Here is a 13,829-nt window from a genome sequence, read left to right as displayed (position 1 = left end):
GGGGCACGCCCGTCACTTGACCCCCGACACCACGAGGAACGGCGGGTGCCCGGCCTCCGCCGGATCGCTCCCCAGCTGCGCCGACCGGTGGGTGAGGACGGGCTCGTGGAGGTCCAGGTCGGTGAACCCGGCCTTGCCGAGGACGTCGAGGTACGTCTGGCACGGCCAGTGGTGGTCGACCAGCTCCAGCGGGGCCTCGCCACCGGGCCGCTCCCGGCGCGACCGCCGCCGCTCGCCCTTCGTGTAGACGCGCCCCGGCTCGCCGCTGCGGAAGGTGGAGAACCGGATGCCCGTGGTGCGGGGGTTGGCGTCCAGCACGGCGAACCGGCCACCGGGGCGCAGCACGCGGTGCGCCTCGGCGGCGATCTCGTGCAGGTCGGCGATGTCTCCGGTGGTGGTGAAGACGAAGCAGGCCATGGCGGCGTCGACGGAACCGTCGGCGAGGAGGCCGAGACCGCCGTCGTCGCTCAGCCGGTAGTCGATCCGCGGGTGCGGGCGCCGCTCACGGGCGATCTCCAGCATGCGGGACGAGCGGTCGACGGCCACCACGCGCGCGTCGGAGGCCTCGACGACACGGGTGGCGACCTTGCCGGGCCCGCAGCCGTAGTCCAGGACCGTACGGACGGCGGAGGAGCCGATGCCGAGGGCGTGGAAGACGGCCGGGTAGCCGATGAGGCGCTCGGGGAGGTCGTCGTAGGACTCGAAGGCGTCGGCGTCGGCGTCGGCAGCGAAGGCATCGGCGGCGGCGTCGGAGGCGGCGGCGTCCTGTCGGTCGGAGCGGCTGATGGTGCGAGGGGTCATGTGGTGAAGGCCTTCCCGTGATGATCCACTTCGTCCGGAACGTACTGGTCGTGGGAGCCGCAGGACAGGGCCTCGGCGGCCCCCTCACCCGGGTGGGTCAACGGTCGCGGCCGCTGCCGGGCGCCCTGCCCGGCCCCGTGGGTTGATGAGAGGACTGTCGACGAGACCGCTGATCGAAGGGGAAACTGTGGCGCTCCATGAGATGAAGGCCCCGAAGAGTGCCGACGCGGCCACCGACGTGTTCGCGTCGGCGCTGAGCGAGCGGGTCCTGCCGAAGCACCGGATGCCGGAAGAGCCGAACATCCCCGCGGTCGTCTACGCGATGCTTCACAACGAGCTGCTGCTCGACGGCAACTCGGCGCAGAACCTCGCGACGTTCTGCACGACGTGGACGGACGACGAGGTCCGCCGGCTGATGGACGAGTGCCTCGACAAGAACATGATCGACAAGGACGAGTACCCGCAGACCGCCGAGATCGAGTCGCGGTGCGTGAACATCCTGGCCGACCTGTGGAACGCCCCCGGGAGCGCGACCGGCGAGGGCACCGCGATCGGCTGCTCCACCACCGGCTCCAGCGAGGCCGCCATGCTGGGCGGCCTGGCCCTGAAGTGGCGGTGGCGGGAGAAGCGCCGCAAGGAGGGCAAGCCGACGGACCGGCCGAACCTCGTCTGCGGGCCCGTGCAGATCTGCTGGGACAAGTTCGCCCGCTACTTCGACGTCGAGCTGCGTCAGATCCCGCTGGAGCCGGGCGCCACCGGCCTGCGGCCGCACCAGCTGAAGGAGTACGTCGACGAGAACACCATCGGCGTCGTCGCGATCCTCGGCGTCACCTACACCTGCGACTACGAGCCGGTCGCCGAGCTGGCCGCGGAACTCGACCGGATCCAGCAGGAGACGGGGCTCGACGTCCCGATCCACGTCGACGCGGCGAGCGGCGGCTTCGTCGCCCCGTTCCTCCACCGGGACCTCGTCTGGGACTTCCGGCTGCCGCGGGTCTCCTCCATCAACGCCTCCGGCCACAAGTTCGGCCTCGCGCCGCTCGGCGTGGGCTGGGCGGTGTGGCGGACCGCCGACCTGCTGCCGGAGGACCTCGTCTTCCGGGTGAGCTACCTGGGCGGCGACATGCCGACGTTCGCCCTGAACTTCTCCCGCCCCGGCGGCGAGATCGTCGCCCAGTACTACAACTTCCTGCGTCTGGGGCGGGTCGGCTACCGGCGCGTCCAGGAGGCGTGCGCGCTGACCGCCCAGTACCTCGCCGAACAGATCGCGGAGATGGGCCCGTTCACGCTGCTCTACGACGGGCAGGGCGGGCTGCCCGCCGTCTCGTACACCCTCACCGACCCGGAGGGCGCGGGCTTCAGCCTGTACGACCTCTCCGACCAGCTCCGGATGCGCGGCTGGCAGGTCCCCTCCTACCCGCTGCCCCCCGACCGGCAGGAGACCGTCATCCAGCGCGTCCTGATCCGGCACGGCATCGGCCGCGACGAGGTCGACCTCCTGGCCCAGGACATCCGCCGCTGCCTGGAACGCCTGGAGAAGGGCGTGCCGTCGGACGCCGACCGCGCGGGATTCCACCACTGAGGGGAGGTCGTCCGACACCGATCAGGATTCGAGAAGCGTGGAACCGGGGCCCGGAACTAGCGTGAGGTCCATGGACATCACCATTCACACCAGCGCCCTTCCGCACGACGACCCGGACGCCTCCCTGGCCTTCTACCGGGACGCCCTCGACTTCGAGGTCCGCAGCGACGTCGGCCAGGGGAAGATGCGGTGGATCACGGTCGGACCGGCGGGACAGCCGGACACCTCGATCCTCCTCGCGCCGCCGGCGGTCGACCCGGGCGTCACCGAGGACGAGCGCCGCACGATCGCCGAGATGATGGCCAAGGGCACGTACGGCTGGATCCTGCTCGCCACCCCGAACCTCGACGCCGTCTTCGAGAAGGTCCGGGCCGCGGACGCCGAGGTCGTGCAGGAGCCGACGGAGCAGCCGTACGGCATCCGCGACTGCGCGTTCCGCGACCCGGCGGGCAATCTGATCCGCATCCAGGAAGTCCGCTAGATGTGCCGCCCGGGCTGGGCGCAGGCGCGCGTCACGGACCGGCGCCTGCGCGACTTCACCCGCATGCGCCGCGTCCGCGACCGCATCGACCGTGAGTACGCGCGCCCGCTGGACGTCCTGGAACTGGCACGGGCCGCGAACCTGCCGCCGGCCCTCCTGAGCCGCCAGTTCCGCCTCGCGTACGGGGCCTCCCCGTACGACTACCTCCTGGCCCGCCGCGCGGAACGCGCGAGGACGCTGCGGCTGCACGGCGCGCGGTCCTGACCACCGAAACGACGACGAGGGGAACCCACCATGACCGCGAACGGCAAGTCCTACGACGGCTTCACGGACGACGAGCGGGACGCGATGAAGGAGCACGCCAAGGAGCTGAAGGCGGCGAAGCGGCGCGGGGCGAAGGCGGACACCGAGCCCGAGGTGCTCGCGAAGATCGCCGAGATGGAGGACGCGGACCGGGTCCTCGCCGAGCGCGTCCACGCCCTCGTCAAGGAGCACGCCCCGGCCCTCACCGCGAAGCTCTGGTACGGCATGCCGGCCTACGCGCGGGACGGCAAGGTCGTCTGCTTCTTCCAGAGCGCCCAGAAGTTCAAGTCCCGTTACGCCACCCTGGGGTTCAGCGACCAGGCCGCCCTCGACGAGGACACCCTGTGGCCCACCTCGTACGCCCTCACGGCCCTGAACCCGGCGACGGAGAAGCGCATCGCGGCCCTCATCGAGCAGGCGGCGGGCTGACCGGTTCCGGAAGCGGGGCCCGGGGCCCGAGCCCGTCATCACCATCGGCGACGGGCTCGAAGGTGGCCCAGCCGGATCGTATGGAATTGGCCTGTGTGAGAGGGCAACTGCGCACTACCGTAGGCGCAATGACAACAAGATCTCCTTCGGCCGACCGGCCCGCGACCGCGCCCGCGACCGTGGCCCTGGCCGAGGCGCCGATGCGTCAGGCCCGTAACTCCGCCGCCCTGTGGACCGCGACCGGCCGAAGCCGGGGGCACGAGGTCGTCCGGCGCCGCGGGTTCGTCGCGGTCGACGGCGGCGAGCGTGCCGGTCTGCGGGTCCTGGTCCAGGAGCCCGACCTCGACCCGGGCGAACTCGCCGAGCTGAGCGAGCTGGTGCGCCGGGCCGCGGGCCCGGTGAACGCCGAGGACCCGTTCAGCTCGACCGACCTGAGCCACCTGGGCATGCGGAACTGGCAGATGCCGGTCATGCTGCGCGCGCCCGGGCCCGTCGGCGAACCGGCGCTGGACGTGATCGAGGTGCGGCGGCCCGAGGACCTCCAGGCGGCCGAGCGGATCGTGATCGAGGGCTTCGAGCTGGACGGATTCGAGCCCTACCGTCCCGGCGAGCTGTTCCCGGCGGCGCTGATCGAGCAGCCGGGCGTGGACGTGTTCCTCGCCCTGGTCGACGGCGTGGCCGCGGGGGCCGCCGTCAGCGTCGTGGACGACGGTGTCGGCAGCCACTACTGGGTCGGTACTTCGCCGGCCTTCCGGTCGCGTGGCGTGGGGCGGGCCGTCATGCTCGGCGCCCTCGCCCACCTGGCGGACCTGCCGGTCACCCTCACCGCCTCGAAGCTGGGCAGGCCGCTGTACGAGTCCCTGGGCTACACCGTCGCGGCGCCCTCGACCTGGTGGGCCTCTCAGTGACACCGCTGCGGTAAAGCCCGCCGGCCGGCCTGTGCTTCCCCCCCCCCGGAGCCGGCCTCGACCGCACCGGCCGTGGGCACCGGCACGTAGGGGCACGCTCCCGGCTCAGGGGGGCGGGTCAGGTCGTGGTCCGCTTCCCGTCCGTGTCGCAGGGCAGGGTGCTCGCGGGGTGGTCCGTGGCGAAGTCCTCGGCGATGTCGTCGGCGGTCTGCTGCATCGCGTCGCCCGTGATCCGGATCCGGCCGGAGAAGGGGCTGTCGATGTCCTCGATCAGCAGCAGGGATCCGGTGAACAGCGCCGCCAGCACGCACAGCAGGACGAGGTGCGCGGGTCTGCGGTTGTGGGGCAGGCCGAAGGCGAACGCTCCGACGGTGGCGGCGAGGGCCACGACCATGAACCAGTAGACGAACGGGGGAATGGCGGGGCTCGCTTCCGAGACCCGGGTCTGCCGGGCCTTGGAGCGTTCGTCGTCGGCTTGGACGAGGAGCGGGAAGGTGGCGTCCTTCTTGTGGGCGAGCTCCTTGAAGTGGGTGCGGAACTCGGTGGACCACGTCGACGCGAGCGGGGACTTCGCGCCGCCCTCGGCCATGAGGGGCCATTCGGCGGCCTCGATGGCCCGCGAGTAGCAGACGGCGGACGCCTGGAGCCGCTCGCGCTGCGGCTCCGGGGCGTAGTCGGCCACCTCGTAGAGCTGGTCGACCCGGCCGGCCTCGGCCTCGACGGCCGCGGAGGCGGAACCGTACGACTCGGCCGCCACGACGATGACGAAGGCGACCAGCAGGACGGCGAGCGTCTCCAGGGGGCTGATCAGGTCGCCGACGGACGCTTCTTCGTCGTCGCCGGTGCGGCGCCGGCGATGGAGGTGGTGGGCGATCAGGCCCACGGCGAGCGCCGCGAGGATCGCCACGACGGTGATGATCATGGACGTGGTCATGGTCATGGCCTAGGGGAGATCGGGTGGGCGGACACCCCGCCGGCACCGGCCCGCCACGGGATGGCGCGCGGCGGGCTTACGAGGGGAGCTCGATGTACTCGAAGACGGAGCCGTCCGGATGCCGGGCGATCATGCGGTGGCCGTTGGGGCCGGGGGCCGGGCCGTCGAGGATCCGGCCGCCCGCCCGGTGCAGGGCGGTCGTCACCGGGTTCAGGCTGCGGACCACGAGGGTGGCGCGACGGTCGGAGAACTCCGCGGCCTTGTCCCCGGAGAGCAGGAGAAAAGGGCTGACGGAGGCGAGGTGGACCCCGGCGTACTGGAAGGTCGAGGCGTCTTCGGCTCCCCCCAGCTCCTGGTAGAAGGGGACGGCGGTGGCGAGTTCCGGCACGGTGACGCGGGCGATCACTTTGACGATGTTGCTCACGTGGGGCTCCGTTGTGGGGGTGACATTGCGTGGGTGACGTCCGGTGCGGTGATCACCAGGTGAGGGGCAGGGCGTGCAGTCCGTAGGTGACGTTCGACCTGCGGAACGGGACTTCGTCGTACGGAACGGCGCAGCGCATGTCGGGGAACCTGCGCAGCAGGGCGGGAAGCGCCACGCGCAGTTCGAGTTGGGCCAGCGGGGTGCCGACGCAGTGATGGACGCCGTGCCCGTAGGCCAGGTGCGTGCGGGGCGGGCGGGTGAGATCGAGGGTGTCGGGGGCCTCGATGCCCTCGGGATCCCAGTTGGCCGACGGCAGGGAGACGAGCACCTGCTCGCCGGCCCGGAGCAGGACGTCGCCGACGCGCACGTCCTCGGTGGCGGTGCGCAGTTCGCCGTGGTGCGGGATGGTGACGTACCGGACCAGCTCGTCGATGGCCGAGTCGCACAGTTCCGGCCGGTCGCGCAGGACGTCCGCCTGGTCGGGGTGGTGGAGCAGCGCGAGCACGCCCAGACCCAGCATGTGCGCGGTCGTCTCGTGGCCGGCGACCAGCAACAGGTTCCCGATGCCGACGAGTTCCTCGTCGGTGACGGAGTCCCCGGACTCGCGGATGACGCGGCCGAGCAGATCGTCCCCGGGGTTCCGCCGTTTGCCGCGGACCACCTCGCGCATGCCCGCCCGGAGCGCGTCGCGTGCCTCGATGAGCTCGGGCAGCGGCGACATGACGTCGGTCATGACCCGGGTGTGTCCGGCGAAGTCGTACGTGCCCTCCGTCGGCAGCCCCAGGATGGCGCAGATGATCCGGGACGGGACGGGCAGGGCGAAGGCCGCCATCAGGTCGACGGGATGGGGAGCGGCGGCCATGACCTCCAGGTGCTCCTCCACCACCGCCTCGACGTACGGCTGGAGCCGGCGCATGCGGCGGGTCGTGAACTCCCGGGTCACCAGGGCCCGCAGCCGTGTGTGCTCGGGCGGGTCCTCCTCGATGAACGTACCCGGCTGGCGGGACTGCAGTGCCTCGCTCAGCCCCTGGTCCTGTGACGGGGGCACCACCACGCCGATGGGCGTGAGCCGGCTGCTGAACCGCGGGTCGGCGAGGACCTGGCGGGCGTCGGCGAACCGGGTGACCAGCCACGCCTCCGACCCGCCGGTGAGCCGGATCCGGGACACGGGTTCCTCACGGCGCAGCCGGGCGAGCTCCGGGTCCGGAGCGAACGGGCACGCCGGGTCCCTGCGGTAGGGCAGGGGCGCCAGGTCGTCCTGGACCTGCGCGCTCACCCGGTCGCTCCTTCGCGGCCGCGGGTCGCCGAGGGCACCGGCACCGTCCACCGGCAGCCGCGTTCCGCCAGTTCGACGTCGGCGCTGATGCCGAGGTGCGCGGCGGTGCGCTGATGGAGGTCGACGCAGAACTCGCACGGCCGGTCCAGGGTCAGGGTGACCCCCCGCTGCGCGGCCTGTTCCCGGTAGTCGAAGATGCCGCAGCGCCGTACGTCGAGTTCGGTCGTCTCCGCCGAGGTGCGGGTCTCGGTGTCGGAGCCGTAGACACCCAGCATCGCGCGCAGCCCGGAGAGCAGGTCCCTGGACTGGTCGTCCGTGTCGGGCAGTCGGTGCCGCATCGCGTCGGAGTTGATCCTGGCCACGTGCTCGGTCCATTCCGGCAGGTTCTCCCGCCCCATGTACCGCTCGATGGCGGCCTGGGTCCGGAAGTACACCCCGAGGACGAACTCGGCCTTCTCCTTGTCGGTCATCGTGCCGCCGGTCATCGTGTTCTCGACCACGACCGTTCCTTTCACGGTGTCAGGGCTCATGGCGTCAGGGCAGGTTGGGCGGTGAGCCGTTCGATCTGGCTCAGGGACTCCTTGACCGCCTCGTGCAGGGGAGGCGGAAGGCAGCCGTGCAGCGCGGGATCGTCCAGGTCGACGAGCCGGGAGAGCTTCCATCCCACGTAGGCGCCCATGGAGGCCAGCGGCGGCAGGGCGGACACCGTCCGCACGGCGACGTGGTGCTCGGCGAAGAGGGGATCGAGCCGCCGGGCGAGGTCCTCTTCCCACGCGAGGGTCGTCTCGCGGTCGGTGATCACCAGGCACACGACCGAATCGCCCTTGATCACGAGCATGTAGTTGAGTGCGACGGGCGCGCCGGCGTCCTGGGACGCCCACAGCACCGCCTCGCACTCCTCCTGCCGCACACCGTCCCGGGCCAGCTTCACCGCGTCCTGCTGTCGGCCCAGCGGACGCAGCACCGGGGTGCGGACGCCGCACGGACAGGGAACGCCCCCGATCTCCACGAGATCACCCGTCCGGTAGCGCACCAGTGGGCGTGACGGCAGGTCCAGCGTGGTCACCACCAACTCACCGGCATCCGCCCGGCCTTCTTCGACCGGCCGTGTGCCCGCCTCGTCGTGCACTTCGAGGAGGTAGCTCTGGGGCTGTGTGTGCAGCTCACCGAATTCGCATGTCACCGCGACGGTCCCGGTCTCCGAGCTGCCGAAGGTGGCGACGCGGGCGGTGGCGCCGGTGAGGCCTTCGAGGTGCCGGAGGAAGCTGGCGCCGGTCTGCTCGGCGATCAGCAGGAGCTTGGCGAAGTCGGGCGCCGTCTCCCCCTTCGACAGGGCGAACTGCAAGAGCTCGGTGAGCCGGGAAGGAGCACCCACATAGGTGTTGATGCCCAACTCCCGCACGATGCGCAGCACCCGTGAGTAGTCGCCGGTGACCTGATCCACCCACAGCCGGACCGACGTCAGACCCAGATATTCGAGAACCTTCTCGAACTGGTACCCGGCCGGCGCGAAGGGCCCGTTGATCAGAATGAGGGCCGAATCCCCCTCCTCCAGTACGCGCCCCCACATCTCACCGATGTTTACGGTGTTGATGATGAGGTCGTCGACGGCCTTGGGGGCGGCGACCGGGTCCCCGGTCGTCCCCGAGGACTCGTAGTAGTGCAGGAAATGCCGCATCGGCCGCGTCAACGCCCCCCGAGGGGATTTGCGCAGAGCCGAACGTGAAAGAAGCGGAATGGTGGGAAAGAATTCACCCAACAGGCGACCCGGAGTCTCCCTGAGCATTCTCCGGACGAATTCCCCGTCGCTCCATTCCCTCAGGTTCTCGCCGTGGATTTCGGAGCGGGCGGCCTCTTGCAGAACCCGCACCAATTTTCTCGCCCGAAGTTCCGGAAGATCGCTCCGACCAGCCAGTGTCGAACGTACGTCGGCCAGGTGGACCTGCATGAGATCCGAGGCCGCGACGGCGGACGTGCCATCACGCATAAGCAGCATGGGCCTTACCTCCTGCCGGGAATCTAGAGCATGGGGGCGGTCGGAATGCAAATCGCTACCGGCGGCCGCGAGATGGGATGCAGGCGTAATGTAAGGACGTCGCACTGTCACCTCTCGTGATCATCCGACGGTGAATGGCGGCCATGAAAACAACTAATAAGGAAAGGGGATGTGGAGTCTGTCTTATCGGTATCGTCGCGTCCTGTTTTGTTTGGCTGAAAAACCGGCGACGGCGTTTCATGGAGTCGATTCCCGGTTAGCTAGCCTCGGGGGCTGAGGGCGGTCAGGTGTTTTCGTATTCACCGAAATCGCCGCTCTCGCTCCGCCCCAAAACCCCGAGCAAAAGGAGAGCCCCATGGCCACTGCCACCGCCGACCCGTTGGCCCGCAAGTACCAGCGCGTCTTCCAGCACCTCGACGCCGACGGCAACGGGTACATCGAGCAGTCCGACTTCGCCTCCTTCGTCGACCGCCTGGCGAAGGAGTACAAGCTGCCGAAGAAGGACCAGAAGGTCCGCGCGATCACGGCGGCGTTCGACATGCTCTGGAACGAGCTGGTACGCCACGCGGACACGAACCACGACAACCGCATCTCGGAGGAGGAGTACATCGCGTCGGTCCGCCTGACCGTCGACGACACCACCCGCTTCAACGCGACCGATGCCCTCGCCAACGCCCTGTTCGACATCATGGACGTCAACGGGGACGGCCAGATCAGCAAGGACGAGTTCATCCGACTGCAGCAGAACGTCTGGGGCATCAGCGCCCCCGACGCGATCGACACCTTCATCGCCCTCGACACGGACGGGGACGGCGGCCTGTCCCGCCAGGAGTGCGTGAAGGGCTGCCGGCAGTACTTCAACTCCAACAGCCTCGACGAGCCGGGCAGCTGGTTCTTCGGCCGATTCTGATCTCGTCCGGGCACTGAGCCCGGCACGGTCCGGACGACGACGAAGGCCCAGGTCGCTGACCTGGGCCTTCGTACGAAGAGCGGATGACGGGAACCGAACCCGCGCCACGAGCTGGGGAATCACCCGGTACTTGGGCGCTCGGACACTTTCTGACCGGCACGTTGTGGCCCGGCCGCCGACGTTCCGTCGCTCACTGCCCGCTGGGCGCGAGGGTGCCGTTCGGGCTGTACTGCGTGAACCGGGGTGTGGCGTCCTCGGGGACGGGGTCACTCCCGGTGATCCAGAGGCGGGACGCGCGTTCGGCGGGGTGCCACAGCGCTGCGTACCCGTCGGGTCCGGTGACGCGTACGTCCGCTTCGACGGCCCAGGCGTCGGTGCCGCCCTTCCACAGCTGGAGGGAGGCCGGGCGGCCGAAGCCCGCGGGCACGCCGATGACGTACGTGTCCCGGATGCCCGCCTCGAAGTCGTTGTGGTCGGGCGTGTCCAGTGCGGTCCATGGGGAAGTGCGGCCGGACTCGTCGGTGAGCCGTGCCTGGACGTCGCTGTCGGTCCCCGCCCCCGCGGTGTTCGCCGTCGCCACGGTCACTTCGTAGGCGGCCGGGCCCGTCCGCGTCGGCCGGGGAACACCCGGGGCGGATGACGTGGGGCCTGGCGGGGGTGCCGCGGCGGTACGTCCGGTCGCGGCGGTCAGCACGGCGCCGATCGCGAGACCGCCCACGGCGCAGGCCGCGAGCGCGGCTCCGACCCACACACCCCGGCGGGGCCTGACGCGCGGTGCCCGGCGTGCGGCGGGGGCGGGCGGCGGCGGGGTGCCCGGGGCGGCGTCGATCGCGGGGAGCGGCCGGGTGTCCGTGACATCCCCACCGCCACGCCACGGCTCCGCACCCGCAGGCCCGGGCACGGTGTGCGGGAGGAGCTCGGTCGCCTCCGGATCCCACAACGCGTCCTGCTCGCCGGACGCACGGCCGTCCCATGCCACCGTTCTGTCCCCCCCGTCCTCCGCCTGTACGGACCGCCGGGCACCCTAGACCAACCCTCTTCGCGACGATCGCGGTGATCAGCAGGCGGACACGCCGCACTGTTCGATACACCACCGGCTGCGCCCCGTCCCCGCCGACGCGCACGACCGCCTGGACCCGGCCGCGCTGCGTGCCGCGGTCACCGCCGACCTGCTGCCCTTCTGCACTGTCACCACGCTGGGCACCACCGCCACCGGCGCCGTCGACCCGCTCGAACCGGTCACGGCCCTGTGCCGGCGCACCGGGATGTGGCACCACGCCGACGGCGCCTGGGGCGGGCTCGGCGCCACCGTCGCCGTACGGGGGCGCACCGTCCTGCGCGCCTGCCTGTGCAACTACCGCACCACCACGGACGACCTCGACCTGCTCATCGGCGAAGTCCTCCATGCCGCCGATGCCGACGAGCCGCCACGCCCTCGGTGACCACCCACGGCACCCCCCTGCGAGCATGCCCGTCGCCGCACGACGTCGCCGCACGACGCCGGCCACTGCGGCGGACCTCGCCCGGCAGGACCTGAAGGCACGGTCGGGGTACGAGGTGCGGACGCCTGTCCTCACACCCTGACTGCCCACCGGGCGGCACAGGCCGCGCCGGACTCATCGGGGAGACGCCGATTCCGATGCCGGGCTCGGACCGCCTTCGGCCGGAGCGCAGCAGGCACCGGCTCCGCAGCAGACGCCGCCTCCGCAGCAGGTGCCGACCTCGCAGCAGGCGTCCGATGAGGGTGTGCAGGCCCCGGCGGCGGGCTTGACGGCCCGGACGACGGCGGAGTGCATGCCGTCGGCGACGGGGTGGGTCGGGGTGATCGCGATGTCCGTGAATCCGGCGGCCTCGAGTCCGTTGCGGTACTCGGTGAAGGAGAGGGCGCCGGCGATGCAGCCGACGTGGTCCCCGCGCTCGGCCCGCTGCTCGGGAGTGAGGGTGTCGTCGGCGACGACGTCGGAGACGCCGATCCGTCCGCCGGGCTTGAGGACCCGGTAGGTCTCGGCGAAGACGGCGGGCTTGTCGGTGGACAGGTTGATCACGCAGTTCGAGATCACCACGTCGATCGTCGAAGCGGGCAGCGGGATGGCCTCGATGGTGCCCTTGAGGAACTCGACGTTCGTCGCGCCGGCCCTGGCGGCGTTGGCGAGGGCGAGGGCGAGCATCTCCTCGGTCATGTCCAGGCCGTATGCCCTGCCGGTGGGGCCGACGCGACGGGCGGAGAGGAGGACGTCGATGCCTCCGCCCGAGCCGAGGTCCAGGACGCGTTCGCCTTCGTTCAGGTCGGCGACGGCGGTGGGGTTGCCGCAGCCCAGGGAGGCGGCGACGGCCTCGGCGGGCAGGGTCTCGCGTTCGTCGGCGGCGTAGAGGACGGAGCCGAAGTTCTCGTCGACCTCGACGGCCTGCGGCCCGCAGCAGGCGGTGCCGCCCTCGGTGACCTGGACGGCTGCCGCGGCGTAGCGGCGGCGGACGGTCTCGCGCAGGTCGGTGGACTGCTCGCTCATGACGACGACTCCCAAAGGGCGGAGGCCGCCCTGTCCGTCGAGGACAGGACCAGCCTGCTTCGAAGTTCTTCTATGCAAGCTTGCGCCGTGAATTGAAAGACGTCAATATAGAGGAATGTCGAAACAAGAGCTCGTGGTGCTCGGCCAGGACGCCGACGGCTGCTGCGGCCGGCTGGCCGCGGCTCCGCTGGACGAGGACCGGGCCGCCGACCTGGCGAAGGTGTTCAAGGCCCTGGGAGACCCGGTCCGGCTGCGGCTGCTGTCGATGATCGCCTCGCGGGACGGGGGCGAGGTCTGCGTGTGCGAGCTGACGCCGGCCTTCGAGCTCTCCCAGCCGACGATCTCCCATCACCTCAAGCTGCTGCGGCAGGCCGGCCTGGTCGACTGCGAACGCCGCGGCACCTGGGTCTACTACTGGGTCCTGCCCGCGGCCCTGGAGCGCCTCGCCGCCGTCCTCAAGTCCCCGCAGGCCGCCGGGGCGACGGCGTGAGCGCGGACCCGGTGCCGCTGAGACGCCGTGCGGCGGCCGAGGCGGTCGGGACCGCGCTGCTGGTGGCGGTCGTGGTCGGCTCCGGCATCCAGGCCACGGAGCTGTCGAAGGACGTCGGCATCCAGCTGCTGGCCAACTGCCTGGCCACCGTGTTCGGACTCGGCGTGCTGATCGCGGTGTTCGGCCCGGTCTCCGGCGCCCACTTCAACCCCGCGGTCACGCTCGCCGCCTGGCTTGCCGGCCGCCGCTCCGGCGACGGACCGTCCCTGCGGGAGGCGGCCGCGTACCTGCCCGCCCAGATCGGCGGCGCGATCACCGGCTCGCTGCTGGCCAACGCGATGTTCGGCCGGACCGTGCTGGCGTTCTCCGCCCACGACCGCTCCGCTCCCCACCTGTGGCTGGGCGAACTCGTCGCCACGGCCGGTCTGCTGCTGGTGGCGTTCGGCCTGAACCGGGCCGGCCGGGCGAACCTGGCCCCGGCGGTGGTGGCCGCGTTCATCGGCGCGGCCTACTGGTTCACCTCCTCCACCTCCTTCGCGAACCCAGCGGTCACCATCGGCCGGGCCTTCACCGACTCCTTCGCCGGAATCGCGCCCGCTTCCGTCCCTGCCTTCATCGCCGCCCAGCTCCTCGGCGCCGGCGCCGGCCTGGGCCTGCTCACCCTCGTCTTCGGCCCGTCCGCCCGCCGGGCAGCCGAGCCGTCCACCCGGCGGGCAGCAGACCCGTCCGCCCGCCGGGCAGCCGACCCGTCCGCGCCGATCGCCGCCGCCCCCGCCGCCCGCTGAATC

Annotated in this window: 17 protein-coding genes; 9 read left to right on the top strand and 8 right to left on the bottom strand. The window is 71.2% G+C overall.

The genetic code is table 11. The features are described from left to right. Nucleotides 1-12: 12 nt before the first annotated feature. Complete coding sequence (locus SVTN_RS18015) at nt 13-801, bottom strand: class I SAM-dependent methyltransferase (RefSeq protein WP_052499183.1); 789 nt, start codon at nt 799-801, stop codon at nt 13-15. A 187-nt stretch (nt 802-988) separates the two neighbouring features. Here SVTN_RS18015 and gad point away from each other — a divergent pair, with 187 nt between their 5' ends. From gad to SVTN_RS17990, 5 genes are all read left to right on the top strand, one after another. Beyond that, on the top strand, nt 989-2,383 hold the full coding sequence (gene gad / locus SVTN_RS18010) for a glutamate decarboxylase (protein ID WP_041130018.1): 1,395 nt from the start codon (nt 989-991) through the stop codon (nt 2,381-2,383). A 70-nt stretch (nt 2,384-2,453) separates the two neighbouring features. Further along, nucleotides 2,454-2,864 (top strand): VOC family protein, encoded by a 411-nt coding sequence (locus tag SVTN_RS18005; protein ID WP_041130017.1) that lies wholly within the window; start codon nt 2,454-2,456, stop codon nt 2,862-2,864. Continuing rightward, complete coding sequence (locus tag SVTN_RS18000; protein WP_052499182.1) at nt 2,865-3,128, top strand: helix-turn-helix domain-containing protein; 264 nt, start codon at nt 2,865-2,867, stop codon at nt 3,126-3,128. It abuts the gene before it with no gap. A 30-nt stretch (nt 3,129-3,158) separates the two neighbouring features. Beyond that, entirely contained in the window at nt 3,159-3,596 is a 438-nt protein-coding gene (locus SVTN_RS17995; protein ID WP_041130016.1) for an iron chaperone, read from the top strand. Between the two features lie 128 nt (nt 3,597-3,724). Then, the gene (locus SVTN_RS17990; protein ID WP_041130015.1) at nt 3,725-4,504 is read left to right on the top strand and encodes a GNAT family N-acetyltransferase; all 780 of its coding nucleotides are present in this window, start codon (nt 3,725-3,727) and stop codon (nt 4,502-4,504) included. 118 nt (nt 4,505-4,622) lie between these two features. Here the strand turns inward: SVTN_RS17990 and SVTN_RS17985 are convergent, their stop codons facing one another. From SVTN_RS17985 to SVTN_RS17965, 5 genes are all read right to left on the bottom strand, one after another. Beyond that, complete coding sequence (locus tag SVTN_RS17985; protein WP_159026464.1) at nt 4,623-5,438, bottom strand: bestrophin-like domain; 816 nt, start codon at nt 5,436-5,438, stop codon at nt 4,623-4,625. Nucleotides 5,439-5,514: 76 nt separating this feature from the next. After that, entirely contained in the window at nt 5,515-5,862 is a 348-nt protein-coding gene (locus SVTN_RS17980) for a VOC family protein (RefSeq protein ID WP_041130014.1), read from the bottom strand. A 52-nt stretch (nt 5,863-5,914) separates the two neighbouring features. After that, the gene (locus SVTN_RS17975; RefSeq protein ID WP_041130013.1) at nt 5,915-7,138 is read right to left on the bottom strand and encodes a cytochrome P450; all 1,224 of its coding nucleotides are present in this window, start codon (nt 7,136-7,138) and stop codon (nt 5,915-5,917) included. After that, a complete protein-coding gene (locus tag SVTN_RS43790) occupies nt 7,135-7,668 on the bottom strand; it encodes a hypothetical protein (protein ID WP_159026463.1) in 534 nt (177 codons plus the stop codon). Before SVTN_RS43790 ends, SVTN_RS17975 begins: the two co-directional genes overlap by 4 nt. After that, nucleotides 7,665-9,134 carry a phenylacetate--CoA ligase family protein gene (locus SVTN_RS17965; RefSeq protein WP_107072754.1) on the bottom strand — a complete coding sequence of 490 codons (1,470 nt, stop codon included), beginning with the start codon at nt 9,132-9,134 and terminating at the stop codon, nt 7,665-7,667. Before SVTN_RS17965 ends, SVTN_RS43790 begins: the two co-directional genes overlap by 4 nt. A gap of 355 nt (nt 9,135-9,489) precedes the next feature. Here SVTN_RS17965 and SVTN_RS17960 point away from each other — a divergent pair, with 355 nt between their 5' ends. Next, complete coding sequence (locus SVTN_RS17960; RefSeq protein WP_041130010.1) at nt 9,490-10,044, top strand: EF-hand domain-containing protein; 555 nt, start codon at nt 9,490-9,492, stop codon at nt 10,042-10,044. Nucleotides 10,045-10,234: 190 nt separating this feature from the next. On the opposite strand, the gene SVTN_RS17955 is transcribed toward SVTN_RS17960, so the two are convergent. Beyond that, on the bottom strand, nt 10,235-11,023 hold the full coding sequence (locus SVTN_RS17955; RefSeq protein ID WP_041130009.1) for a PLAT/LH2 domain-containing protein: 789 nt from the start codon (nt 11,021-11,023) through the stop codon (nt 10,235-10,237). 106 nt (nt 11,024-11,129) lie between these two features. On the opposite strand from SVTN_RS17955, the gene SVTN_RS46165 reads away from it, so the two are divergent. Beyond that, nucleotides 11,130-11,486, top strand: coding sequence for a pyridoxal-dependent decarboxylase (locus tag SVTN_RS46165; protein WP_342669709.1), 357 nt, complete (start codon nt 11,130-11,132; stop codon nt 11,484-11,486). A gap of 174 nt (nt 11,487-11,660) precedes the next feature. Here SVTN_RS46165 and arsM read toward each other — a convergent pair whose 3' ends face one another. Next, a complete protein-coding gene (arsM, locus tag SVTN_RS17950) occupies nt 11,661-12,551 on the bottom strand; it encodes an arsenite methyltransferase (protein WP_041130008.1) in 891 nt (296 codons plus the stop codon). Between the two features lie 115 nt (nt 12,552-12,666). Between arsM and SVTN_RS17945 the strand changes: the two genes are divergently transcribed. Further along, on the top strand, nt 12,667-13,041 hold the full coding sequence (locus SVTN_RS17945; RefSeq protein WP_078908398.1) for an ArsR/SmtB family transcription factor: 375 nt from the start codon (nt 12,667-12,669) through the stop codon (nt 13,039-13,041). Continuing rightward, a complete protein-coding gene (locus SVTN_RS17940) occupies nt 13,038-13,826 on the top strand; it encodes an aquaporin (RefSeq protein ID WP_041130007.1) in 789 nt (262 codons plus the stop codon). The genes SVTN_RS17945 and SVTN_RS17940 overlap by 4 nt, the downstream gene beginning before the upstream one ends. Nucleotides 13,827-13,829: the final 3 nt, after the last annotated feature.

This window comes from Streptomyces vietnamensis (assembly GCF_000830005.1).
Taxonomy (GTDB): Bacteria; Actinomycetota; Actinomycetes; order Streptomycetales; family Streptomycetaceae; genus Streptomyces; species Streptomyces vietnamensis.
This window is presented reverse-complemented; position numbering and strand designations above follow the sequence as displayed.

Coding starts and splice junctions, on each gene's coding strand:
- SVTN_RS43790 (WP_159026463.1), bottom strand. CDS start 7,668: ATGAGCCCTGACACCGTGAAAGGAACGGTCGTGGTCGAGAACACGATG.
- arsM (WP_041130008.1), bottom strand. CDS start 12,551: ATGAGCGAGCAGTCCACCGACCTGCGCGAGACCGTCCGCCGCCGCTAC.
- SVTN_RS17945 (WP_078908398.1), top strand. CDS start 12,667: ATGTCGAAACAAGAGCTCGTGGTGCTCGGCCAGGACGCCGACGGCTGC.
- SVTN_RS17960 (WP_041130010.1), top strand. CDS start 9,490: ATGGCCACTGCCACCGCCGACCCGTTGGCCCGCAAGTACCAGCGCGTC.
- SVTN_RS17990 (WP_041130015.1), top strand. CDS start 3,725: ATGACAACAAGATCTCCTTCGGCCGACCGGCCCGCGACCGCGCCCGCG.
- SVTN_RS18005 (WP_041130017.1), top strand. CDS start 2,454: ATGGACATCACCATTCACACCAGCGCCCTTCCGCACGACGACCCGGAC.
- SVTN_RS17965 (WP_107072754.1), bottom strand. CDS start 9,134: ATGCTGCTTATGCGTGATGGCACGTCCGCCGTCGCGGCCTCGGATCTC.
- SVTN_RS17985 (WP_159026464.1), bottom strand. CDS start 5,438: ATGACCACGTCCATGATCATCACCGTCGTGGCGATCCTCGCGGCGCTC.
- SVTN_RS18015 (WP_052499183.1), bottom strand. CDS start 801: ATGACCCCTCGCACCATCAGCCGCTCCGACCGACAGGACGCCGCCGCC.
- SVTN_RS18000 (WP_052499182.1), top strand. CDS start 2,865: ATGTGCCGCCCGGGCTGGGCGCAGGCGCGCGTCACGGACCGGCGCCTG.
- SVTN_RS17995 (WP_041130016.1), top strand. CDS start 3,159: ATGACCGCGAACGGCAAGTCCTACGACGGCTTCACGGACGACGAGCGG.